Genomic DNA, 11,301 nt, shown 5'->3' on the forward strand with positions numbered 1-11,301 from the left:
GTAGTTCGACTTGCTCATTACTTTGTATTGCTTTAGTTAGAAGCCGAAGCTTCTTAACTGGCAGTTTCGCTCGTTGTTCAGTTTTCAAAGAACAATCTTTTCTTTCGTGTCGGCGCTTTGTCTCAGCGGCGACTTTTATAATATATCACGTTCGCCTATCTCTTGGCAAGTACTTTTTTTTCAACTTTCGACATTTTTTTTAATCTGTCGATTGTTTCATTATTTCCTCTTCAAAAGCGGCGATTACTAATTTAACACATAGGCTTCTAACAAGTCAAGCCTCTTGCCGAATCTTTTTTGAGCAAAGAAAAAGCCGCTTCCCCATTCAATTGAACGGGTCAACGGCCGCAAGTACGATTCAAGGTTAAGCACTATGATTGGCTAGTCTGTAACGAAGCTCAATAATACCGGAGTCATCGCTTTCCTTCATTACAGCAACCTCGCTTATATAGGAACGCTTAACAAGCTTCTGCAATAAAAGGGACAAGTCTACATGAAGCACTTTAATATCTGGATGACTCTGAAGCTCCGCAATGCTCCATGGCTCTGATCTATCCGCTAAAATCTTAAGCAGCAGCGAGCAGCTCGACTTCATCTTATTCATAACCGAGAACTCACAGGCAAGCATAACGAGCTGTACGCGTTGCTCCAACGTCTCCGGACTTGCAGACAATTCTTCATATAGCTTATAGATTCCCGGATGTACAAGCCGCATCTGCTTCCATACGGTAAGCTCCGGATGACGTCCTTCTTCTATTAATACGATATGCGCCCAATGATGCAATGAAGTTAATACATGACTGTACGCATCAAGCAAGTTGCCGTCAAGCAGATCCTGCTTGGCCTGCAAGTATGTTCTTAAAAATCCTGAGAACTCGACAAGCTGCTTCTGTTCGCGCAAGGAGTGAGGAAATTGAAGCAAGCTCTCACGCACACTGCCCAAATAGCCTTCCCGATCCAACAGAATCTCCCCCCGAACGATCCATTCAATGATACTCCGGTTTTCACCGCTCGATATCCAAGCTTCCAAGCTCTTCTTATCAATCGTTCTAATCCATACGCGTTCGCCTTCGAATTGCACATGCTCACTGCTGTTCTCTATAGTTTCTTTGTCCAATACGGCGAGCACTAACAGGTCCAGTCCATCGATCAAAGGATTGTATGGATACGGATTTTCGATCGCTGCAAGACTGATTAGATCGGTATCGTTGCAGTACTGGCTGTTGAAATGACTTTTTATATGTTCCACTGTTTCCTCCATATAGCTAATCAGATTCCATTAAGCTATAATATTAATCTACGGATTTAATTCTTTTTCGACAAGTCTGCTCTTATTTCCTGCTTCGTCCGAAAAGAAAACAGGTCTCAATTTCATAAGCATAAAGACTTAGGAAGGATTGGAACAATGAATAAGATCTTTTTCAAATCAGCTAAAATAAACGAATTTCGCCTATGGGGCTTAGTCTTTACGCTCGTCGGAATGGGTGTAATGATTCTCGGCACAGCCGGCATTGTGTTCTGGGGACAAGCTGGCAAGATCATTGCCGCAATCTTCATGGTTATTGGCATGATCTCCTTGCTGATCAGCGTCGCTGTCTACTTCTGGGCGGGCATGATGTCAACAAGTGCGACGATGCTTCAATGTCCCGAGTGCGGACGTCCTACGAAGATGCTTGGCAAGACTGACCGTTGCATGTATTGCAAAACGATACTTACGCTTGATCCCGCTCAAGCGACTGCAGAGCCTTCGGAGCAACATTCCTAAACGGCTGTCGCTACGCACGAACCGTTAGCTGCGTTTTTGCGCAGCTCGGATCTGTGCCATCCCTTGGCGGCATAAGCTTTCGTTTCGCGTTGAAATATAGGCAGGTGTATAAGAGTGAAACTTATACACCTGCCTATATTTTAAGAAAACACCCTTCGCCGGAAGGGTGTTTTCTTGTTCTTATGGTATGATTACGGGCGCTTGTTGAGCGCTTCATCTATGGTTGTCCATATGGCTTCCGTCTGGAATGTTCGCTGCCATGTTGCGACTCCTGCGAGATCATACTTGCGGGCTAACGCAACGCGAGCCTTCATGGACAAGTCATCCTCTATCCATATCCGCATGAGTGCGCCATCCTCTGTATACTCAACATAGTTTTGCCCCGCCGCTTCATCCAATACGGGATTCAGTTTCTTATCCGCAATGATTTGCTTCACTTTGTCCATGCCAACCGACTTGGACGACACCTTCACAGTACCATCTTCACCTTTTGCTTCGGTCCATATTCTCGTGTATAGAGGCATGCTGAGCACTAGCTTGCTTGCAGGTACGGCATCCTCCTCCAGAATACGTCTGAGCGAATCTTCGACCCATGGAAGCGATGCGACCGATCCGGATTTAGGACTTGAAGCCCAATGCTCGTCATAGGCCATTACCATCATATAATCTACAACTTTGGCCAGTGCGGGACGATCCAAAAATAGCGACCACATCTCACTAGTCGACTTTGGAGTCACATCAATCGACACGACCAGTCCTTGTTCGTGTAGCAGAGGCGTCAGTTCTCTAACAAATTGGACCAAGTTTTCTTTATCGCTCGTTTTCACATTCTCGAAATCAATGTTAATCCCTTGCAAATTATACAGCTCTGCGAAAGACAACAGCTGTTGGATCATAAGAAAACGTGTCTCCACCGTGGCGAGTGCAGCTGTCGTCTGTTCCGGCTCGAAGCCGTTGCTGAACAATGCCCACACTTGCATGCCTTTCCCATGAGCCCATTTGACGTAAGCCGGATCGGCCTTTCCATTAATCGTACCTTTGCCGTCCGCCAATTCGAACCAAGTCGGGCTCACTACGTTAACGCCTGGCATAGGTCCAATTGCCGATGGATTCGGATTTTTGGAATAAACCGCTTCCCAAGTCATATTGATTTTGCTGCCAAGCACCTTCCAGGCGACAAAAGCAGGCACGCGGTCCGGTTCAGCTACTCGTTCAATCTCAGTCAGCTTCACGTCGCCTTTATTCATATAGCCGATATTTCCGTCCCCGCTCTGCACTATGAACCAGCCATCCTCCTCGCCCCATATCCGAAGCGATTCGTTCAATTCCAGCTTCCGAGTGTATGGAGCTCGAATGGTCGGTTCCGTTCGAATTGCTGCGCCATCGGCATCAGTAGCTTCTGCACGCTGCACCGCATTTCCAGCGACGAGCACGGTTACGATCCCCGTCTCCTCCACGTATTCAACTTGCAGACCGTATAGCTCCTGAATCGGCGCTACCGGTATATAGACATCGCCGGCCTCCGTCTTTTCGGCAGCAATTGTCAAGTCAAAAGGCTTGCTATTAACAGTCGCCGTCAAGGAATCGGTCTTCAGATGCAGCACCTTGTTAGCCGTAGTGAAAATAATGGATCCCGAATCCGCTTCATAGCGGACGGGCTTGTCCGGTCCTAACAGCTGTTCAAGAACCGGAAGCGGCAGCTTGATCTCATTATTTTCGATAATAGCGCCTTTATCAGCTTCCGCTCCGCCTACAATAATCGGGTGCTCCGAAGCGTACTCGGGTTCCGTCTGCTCCCTGTTCGGAATGAAATTCATATATCCGTACCAGCCAAGAACGGCTGCCGCTGCGATAACAAATAACAAAAATATAATTCCGATTCCGCTCTTCCGCTTGCGGCGCGGCGTTCGGCTTTGAGCCGTCTCCAAACCATCACTCTCCTCTATGTCAGTAGATGCAGTATAAACTGAGTTATATACGAATATTGTATCAAAATAGTTACAGCTATGGGCATACTAAAACTTTCCGAAGGAAAATATCAGCATAAAAAAAACGTGCAGATCAGCGGAATGCCGCATGCTGCACGTTTCTGTGTGGGTTCATAGCTCTGCTGGTTAATTAACTTGGCTTGCGCATGGAGGGCAAACACCGTAAATCTCCATTCGATGTCCTTCAACCATAAATCCCGTTTCACTTGATGCTGCGCGTTCTGCATCGAGTAAAGGGGGGTAATGAAAGTCAACGATTGACCCGCATTTCTTGCATATCGCATGATAATGGTCGGATAGATCGGAATCGAACCGGCTAGAATCATCGCCATATGTCAATTCACGCAATAAGCCTGCTTCAACAAATAAACGCAGATTGTTATATATCGTAGCTACGCTCATGCTCGGATAGTTAGGCGAGAGCGCTTTATAAATCTCATCTGCTGTCGGATGCGACATGGAATCCATCAAGTAGCTTAATATGGCGTGACGCTGCGGGGTCATACGGACGCCATTCATTTTCAACTGTTCAAGTGCTTGTGTTACGCTGGCTCCCATTCCCCTCACGCCTTTCTTAGTAATTATTCTTATTACTATTGTACGTTCTTCTTTCGGAATTTGTCAATGAAAGCGCATCTATATCATTGCCCAGCTTTTTTCAACGAAATACTGTTGTTCGCATTGACTTGAATACGGTGCGTTCCCGCCCCTACTGAACCCCGAATCGTTTTCTTGCTTATATCGAACGGAAAGTCGCTTGCAATGTTTCCAAAAGTTACCGATCCATAGATGGCAAAGTCGCCGACTTCGGGCAATACAAGCCGTATTTCGCCTACCGAGCTGTCCAAATCCCAGTCTCCGCCCACATGATCGCTGCTCACCTCAATCGATCCATTTAACGTATCCGCTTTGATGGATGCATCCGCTCCGGTTACTTTTATTTTGCCGTTCTTCGTCTCTGCTTCAAGATCTCCGCCAACTGCCTGCAGTTCCAAGCTTCCGTTCAATGTATTCGCGTACAGCTGGCCTTTGATTCCAGTTGCTGCGATCGTGCCGTTCTTCGTCTCGATTGAGCTGTCGCCGTTCACCTCTTGCAACTGAACATTGCCGTTGATCCCTTTTACCTGAACTTCGCCTACGATATGATCGACCTTCACATTGCCGCTGCTGATTCGAATGTCCAGACCGCCCGGAAGCAGCAAGCCTGACACGTCGACCGCGCCTAGCTCCGATTCGATCTTGAGCTTGACGGCACTCTTCATCTCTTGTTGCTCATCTGGCATACTCGTAGATGAAGGGGCTAGCGGCGTGGCCGTAACATTCGTGCCTATATCTGTAACATCAGGCGTAACTGCTGTTCCTTCGTCCGTAACGCCAGGCTGATCTGTCGTTATCGGCGGCGGTTCGGTAGCAACTGGCTCCTCGACATACACTTGATCGGATAGCGCCATTGGTATCGTCAACGTCAGATTCATTCTAGGCTTGTGGCTGCCGTTAGCGCCGTAGGCTTGGCCCTTCGTTTCGAAGGCAACCTCGCTGCCCGGCGTTACTTTAACCGTTGATTGTTCCGCGATTGAATCTGCCTCGGCTTGGTCCTCCACATCGACCCATACCGTTGCAAGCAGCTCCATTTCCTCGACGTCGCCGGAACGAACGGTAACTTGTCCATTCGGATTCACGATTCGAATAGACGAGATTTGCTCATCAAGCGGTACTTTAACAACCGTCTTATCATAACGGAAGCCTTTTTCTTCGCCATATTCTGAAATGCCGCTTATGTCCACATTCCATTGATCGAGCCATCTAAAAGGAAAGTCGGCATACTGGGTAACTACATAGGCCATTAACGAAATAACAAGCGCAACCGAAATACCTGCAACGTCGAGTCTTAGCTTCTGCACAATTTTGCGCGAACGAAGACTGTATATAATCATTTCAATACCAAGCATAATAAAGATAACCGGCCACCACTGGCCAAGCAGCGCAATATCGTTGCGTCCTTGGATCTGATCCCACAGGAGCAAAGCGCCCACAGCTACAATCAATACGGCTGCCGTATATCGACCTAGTTTGAACATTGTCACCAACCTCTTTCGCCTAAACGCCAATAATACAACGGCAATTCCTATAATAGCCGGACCTACGCTTAGCTCAGCCAGTTCATTCATCCATGGCAATATAACATCAGGAGGCTTGACCAATAAGAAGAGCAGTCCACCAGCAGCAGTAAGTGCTATTCCATGCGACAAACCAACATGGATAGGAGCTTCTTCTTCCCGCTCCAAGCTCTGCAACGAATCGTATACGCTCATGAAATAAAACACGGGCAGCATCAGTCCCAAATAAACGATTAGCAGCAGATGCCTGCCACCATCCGAATCCGCCAACCTTATAATAGCTGTCACATCAATGAAATAACCGACCAGCAGCAGCAGTCCTCTCGGATATTGGCCGGCATAGAGATGGCCCGTACCAGGCAATAGGAAAGCGAGAAGAACTGCCACCCATCTTCTTTTGTTGCGCTTTACTCCGAGCTTACCCAATGCACGCCCTCCAGATGCTTTATATGCTCCAGCAAATCAAACAACGGTTCTGACTTCGGCATCAAAACGTGAAAATGCAGCGCTACTCGCCCGTTGCCGTCGCCTTCGCTTTCTTGCAGCAGCATTTTGCGAATCACGATCTGCTTGTCGCTGAGCAGTGTGTTAATGGAACGAAGAATTTCAGCCTGATCCGTTGCCTCAATCTTAAGCAATTGCTCCTTCTTCGCACGTATATATCTTTTCTCCAGCTTATTGAATGCCCATAACGTAAGCAGCACCATCACCGTCGTTACCGTGGAAGCGAAGTAGAAGCCTGCGCCGACCGCAAGCCCTATCGCCGATACGACCCATAGCGATGCCGCTGTCGTTAGACCGGTAATTGATTTCCCGGTGAATAATATCGTACCCGCTCCGAGGAAGCCAACGCCTGTAATAACAGCCGCGGCTAGCCTTGCAGGGTCAACACGGACATTCGGCTCGTCGACGAACGCCGAGAAACCGTATATGGACAGCATCATGAGCAAACATGAGCCGAGACAGACGAGTATATTCGTTCGCAATCCGGCGGCATGCATCGACTGCTCACGCTCAAAACCAATAAGTCCGCCAAGCAGCAAGGCAAGCATAAGACGTAGAAAAATATGAAGTTCGCTAATGTACCATGGGTTTTCAATTGGATTCATGTTCGATTCATCCCGACCTTTCTACACGTTATTGTAACATAATTGTATGCCAATCATCGTCCTTACAGGCTAATACAATTATAGAAAAAGGCAGGCCGGGTGCTCCTTAGAGCTCCACAACCTGCCTTCTTGCTAATCATTACACTTGCCGCAAATATAATCCGCCGGCTTATTTCAGACGTTCAATCAGCAGCTTATTAACAAGCGCAGGATTCGCCTTGCCCTTCGTTTCCTTCATAATCTGGCCAACGAGGAAGCCAATAGCCTTATCCTTGCCTGCTCTATAATCTTCAACCGATTGCGGATTCGCCTCGACAATTTGGTTCACGATGCCAACGAGCGCGCCTTCGTCACTAATCTGAACGAGGCCTTGCTCTTCAACGATCTGCTGCGGCAGCTTGCCCGACTCCAGCATCGACTTGAACACAGTCTTGGCGATCTTGCCGTTGATCGTACCTTTCTCAAGCAGACCGATCATCTCGCCAAGCCCTTGGCCGGTAAGCTTAACGGCATCCAGCTCAAGGCTGTTCGCGTTCAAGTAACCAAGCAGATCGCCCATAATCCAGTTCGATACCGCCTTCGAGTCCTTCGTGTAGCTTAGGCTCTCCTCGAACAGATCAGCAAGTTTCTTCGATGAAGTGATTACTTCCGCATCGTATGATGGCAAGCTGTAGTCTGTTGTATAACGCGCCTTACGCGCATCGGGAAGCTCAGGAATTGTGCTGCGTACCGATTGCTTCCATTCCTCGCTAATATGCAGGCGGACAAGATCCGGGTCCGGGAAGTAACGATAGTCATGCGCTTCTTCCTTGCCGCGCATCGAGAACGATTTGCCTTGCGCATCGTCGAAGCGGCGCGTCTCTTGAATAACTTCGCCGCCGCTGTCGAGGATCTCAGCTTGACGAATTTGCTCATATTCAAGACCGCGTTGAACGCCGCGGAACGAGTTCATATTTTTAAGCTCGGCGCGCGTGCCGAATTTCTCTTGTCCATAAGGACGCAAGCTGATGTTGGCATCGCAGCGTAAGCTGCCTTCTTCCATCTTCACGTCCGATACGTCGCAATATTGCATGATGGCCTTCAGCTTCTCGAGATAAGCTTTGGCTTCCTCAGGCGTGCGGATATCCGGCTCGGACACGATCTCAACGAGCGGCGTACCGACGCGGTTGAAGTCGACAAGCGACGCATAACCGCCGTCAACGTGAGTCAGCTTGCCGGCATCCTCCTCCAAGTGAAGGCGTGTAATGCCGATTCGCTTCGTTTCGCCGTTCACCTCGATATCGATCCAGCCGTTCTGACCGATCGGCTGATCGTATTGCGAGATTTGGTACGCTTTCGGTGAATCCGGGTAGAAATAGTTTTTGCGGTCGAACTTGCTGACGTCAGCAATCTCGCAATTGATCGCCAAAGCGGCTTTCATCGCGTATTCAACCGCTTGGCGGTTCAGAACCGGCAGTACGCCGGGATGCCCTAAGCATACAGGGCAAGTATGTGTATTCGGCGGTGCGCCGAAAGCTGTGGAGCAGCCGCAGAAGATTTTGCTATTCGTATGGAGCTCCACATGGACTTCCAGCCCGATCACCGTCTCGTATTTGGTTGCTTCAGACATTCGTATCGATCCCTTCGTAAACGTATATAACCGCTTATCGCTCGCTTATAGAGGTTGTTCAAAAAGTCCAATTTTGATCACGAAGCTTATCAGGTAGCTTACTCGACATCGAATCTTGAATTCAGCCGGTGCTTACGAAGTATGTTTCCTCCGGAAACATTGTAGCTCACGTAGCTTTTTGCTACGCTCCGCTTCTCATTTCCTAGCTTCTTTCAACCTTCTCGATGCTGAAAACCGGACTTTTTGAACATGCACTTATAGCTGCGGACGCATTTGGTGATGCTCGGTTTGCTGCTCGAATGCATGCGCGGCGCGCAGCACTGTCGATTCGTCGAACGCTTTGCCGATAATTTGAAGCCCGATCGGCAACCCGTCAGCTATGCCGCATGGTACGCTGATCGCAGGAATGCCAGCAAGACTGACTGGAATCGTACAAATATCGTTCAAGTACATCGTAAGCGGATCGCCGACTTGCTCTCCGATACGGAAAGCAGGCGTCGGAGCCGTAGGACCGATAATAAGGTCGAACTTCTCGAACACTTGGTCGAAGTCCTGCTTGATGAGCGTCCGAACCTTCTGCGCCTTCAAATAATAAGCGTCATAATAACCGGAGCTAAGCGCGTAAGTGCCCAACATAATACGGCGCTTCACTTCAGGACCGAATCCTTGGCTCCGCGACTTGCGGTACATATCGATCAGGTTGGCCGCGTCATCTGCACGGACGCCGTAACGTACGCCGTCGAAGCGTGCCAAGTTCGAGGAAGCCTCCGACGATGCGAGCAAGTAGTAAGTCGCAATCGCATAATCGGTATGCGGCAGCGATACTTCTTCCCACGTTGCGCCCATCGATTCGTATACTTGCAGTGCCTTCATAACGGCTTCCTTCACGCGCGGATCGATGCCCGCGCCTAGATACTCCTTCGGTACGCCGATACGAAGCCCCTTCACATCACCGGTCAATGCCGCTGTGTAATCTGGAATATCTACGTTAGCAGATGTTGAATCGCTTGCATCATACCCTGCGATGGCTTGCAGTACGTAAGCCGAATCTTCAACGTTTTTGGTCAATGGACCGATCTGATCAAGCGATGAAGCGAATGCAACAAGACCGAAGCGCGATACTAAGCCGTAGGTCGGCTTAAGGCCGACGATACCGCAATAAGCTGCAGGCTGGCGAATCGAGCCGCCTGTGTCGGAGCCTAGCGCAAAGTATACTTGTCCTGCCGCAACCGATGCAGCAGAACCGCCGCTCGAGCCGCCCGGCACATAGTCCGTGTTCCATGGATTGCGCGTTGGGAAGTAGCTCGAGTTCTCGTTGGAACCGCCCATTGCGAACTCATCCATGTTAAGCTTGCCGATCGTCACGGATTGCGCAGCTTTTAGCTTGCGAACCGATGTTGCATCGTAGATCGGATTGTAGTTGCTTAGGAATTGGCTCGCGCAAGTCGTAAGCAAACCATCCGTTACGATATTATCCTTAATGCCCGCAGGCAAGCCGAACAATAGGCCGCGCTCTCTGCCCTCTTGCAGTTGCTTGTCCAACTCTGCCGCTTGCTGCTTCGCATTTTCTTCATTTAAAGTAATGAACGCTTTGATTGCGGAGTCTGTCTCCGCAATTCTCTTGTATGAAGCATCGACCAGCTCAGTGACCGATAGCTCCTTGTTGTTCAACTTGTTATGTACGTCCTGAAGGCGCAAATCAAACAATGCCAACAGTAGTTCCTCCCTTCAAAATAAACCAGTCTTATTATTCAAGTACCGCAGGCACTTTAATTTGTCCGTCTTCCTCGTCTGGCGCGTTCAGAAGTACTTTCTCAATCGGCAGCGATTCACGCTGCACGTCGTCGCGCATTACGTTCGTAATCGGCAGCACATGGCTGGTCGGTTCGACATTGTCGGTATCCAAACTGTTCAGCTTCTCCGCATATTTCAGTATCGCGTTAAGCTGCTCGGTGAATTGCGATTTCTCCCCGTCGGTCAGCTCAAGCCGCGCAAGCCTAGCTACATGCTCGACATCTTGTATCGTTATGCTCATAGGTGCATGATCCTCTCTCAAAGGTTTAGATGTTGCTTATCCTGCAATCAATCTTCCTATTATAGCTTAAGACCGCGAATAACATCAACGTTATGGCATGATGAATAGAAAGACCGCTCAACCCGTTAATCAAATAACGGACGAAGCGGTCTTCTGTGTCTCTAAATCCAAGCCTTCAAATTAATCTGGCGTATGAAGTCTGCAGGGCTAGCCGGTTCGGTGCTTGCCGTCTCGGCTTCCTCTTCCTCCGTTTCGCCCTTCATAATCCGATTGAACAACTGCTCGTTGTGCGTAGCCAGCGCATAGTCAATGAGAGCCTCTCGTTCAATACGATCGATCTCCTCTTGGATAAGCACCTCTTCAAGCTCAACGTCCTCGTCCGGAACTAGAAAATTACGATTCGCCTTCGGCACTCGCAGCACATAGTCGAATACGTTGTCTGCGTTACGGTCATAAGCAATAATATAGCCATAATCCCCGACGGGTAAATTTTGTTCGAAATGGTCAGCCACTATGACGACCTTTGTGCCTAATTGTAGCATCGTCCTCAACTCCTGTTTCATCGCCGCTGATTCTATCACTATTATCCTACTAAAAAATAATAGCGGTGTCCAATCGCGAGATAGAGAAGCTGCTGGAAATTATGATTTTTGCTAATGAAGCATGGCTAACGCCTTA

Annotated in this window: 10 protein-coding genes; 1 reads left to right on the forward strand and 9 read right to left on the reverse strand. The window is 48.8% G+C overall.

Annotated features, from left to right (window positions below; genetic code table 11):
• Positions 1-364: 364 nt before the first annotated feature.
• On the reverse strand, positions 365-1,249 hold the full coding sequence (locus AC0YN0_RS28480) for a nucleotidyltransferase-like protein (protein ID WP_475824331.1): 885 nt from the start codon (positions 1,247-1,249) through the stop codon (positions 365-367).
• A gap of 156 nt (positions 1,250-1,405) precedes the next feature.
• Between AC0YN0_RS28480 and AC0YN0_RS28485 the strand changes: the two genes are divergently transcribed.
• Positions 1,406-1,765 (forward strand): YgzB family protein, encoded by a 360-nt coding sequence (locus tag AC0YN0_RS28485; protein WP_337100860.1) that lies wholly within the window; start codon positions 1,406-1,408, stop codon positions 1,763-1,765.
• 191 nt (positions 1,766-1,956) lie between these two features.
• Here AC0YN0_RS28485 and AC0YN0_RS28490 read toward each other — a convergent pair whose 3' ends face one another.
• From AC0YN0_RS28490 to AC0YN0_RS28525, 8 genes are all read right to left on the reverse strand, one after another.
• The gene (locus AC0YN0_RS28490) at positions 1,957-3,693 is read right to left on the reverse strand and encodes a glycosyl hydrolase family 18 protein (protein ID WP_475824332.1); all 1,737 of its coding nucleotides are present in this window, start codon (positions 3,691-3,693) and stop codon (positions 1,957-1,959) included.
• A 186-nt stretch (positions 3,694-3,879) separates the two neighbouring features.
• Entirely contained in the window at positions 3,880-4,311 is a 432-nt protein-coding gene (perR, locus tag AC0YN0_RS28495) for a peroxide-responsive transcriptional repressor PerR (RefSeq protein ID WP_337100862.1), read from the reverse strand.
• 83 nt (positions 4,312-4,394) lie between these two features.
• Positions 4,395-6,296: a DUF4097 family beta strand repeat-containing protein gene (locus tag AC0YN0_RS28500; RefSeq protein ID WP_475824333.1), complete on the reverse strand. Its 1,902-nt coding sequence runs from the start codon at positions 6,294-6,296 to the stop codon at positions 4,395-4,397.
• Positions 6,278-6,970: an MgtC/SapB family protein gene (locus tag AC0YN0_RS28505; protein WP_475824521.1), complete on the reverse strand. Its 693-nt coding sequence runs from the start codon at positions 6,968-6,970 to the stop codon at positions 6,278-6,280. Before AC0YN0_RS28505 ends, AC0YN0_RS28500 begins: the two co-directional genes overlap by 19 nt.
• 178 nt (positions 6,971-7,148) lie before the next feature.
• Complete coding sequence (gene gatB, locus AC0YN0_RS28510) at positions 7,149-8,588, reverse strand: Asp-tRNA(Asn)/Glu-tRNA(Gln) amidotransferase subunit GatB (RefSeq protein WP_475824334.1); 1,440 nt, start codon at positions 8,586-8,588, stop codon at positions 7,149-7,151.
• Positions 8,589-8,843: 255 nt separating this feature from the next.
• Entirely contained in the window at positions 8,844-10,301 is a 1,458-nt protein-coding gene (gene gatA, locus AC0YN0_RS28515; protein ID WP_475824335.1) for an Asp-tRNA(Asn)/Glu-tRNA(Gln) amidotransferase subunit GatA, read from the reverse strand.
• A 34-nt stretch (positions 10,302-10,335) separates the two neighbouring features.
• Positions 10,336-10,623, reverse strand: coding sequence for an Asp-tRNA(Asn)/Glu-tRNA(Gln) amidotransferase subunit GatC (gene gatC / locus AC0YN0_RS28520; protein WP_337100866.1), 288 nt, complete (start codon positions 10,621-10,623; stop codon positions 10,336-10,338).
• Positions 10,624-10,784: 161 nt separating this feature from the next.
• Positions 10,785-11,165, reverse strand: a complete 381-nt coding sequence (locus tag AC0YN0_RS28525) for an ATPase (RefSeq protein ID WP_475824336.1) — start codon at positions 11,163-11,165, stop codon at positions 10,785-10,787.
• Positions 11,166-11,301 lie beyond the last annotated feature (136 nt).

This window comes from Paenibacillus sp. J22P218, from assembly GCF_056269195.1.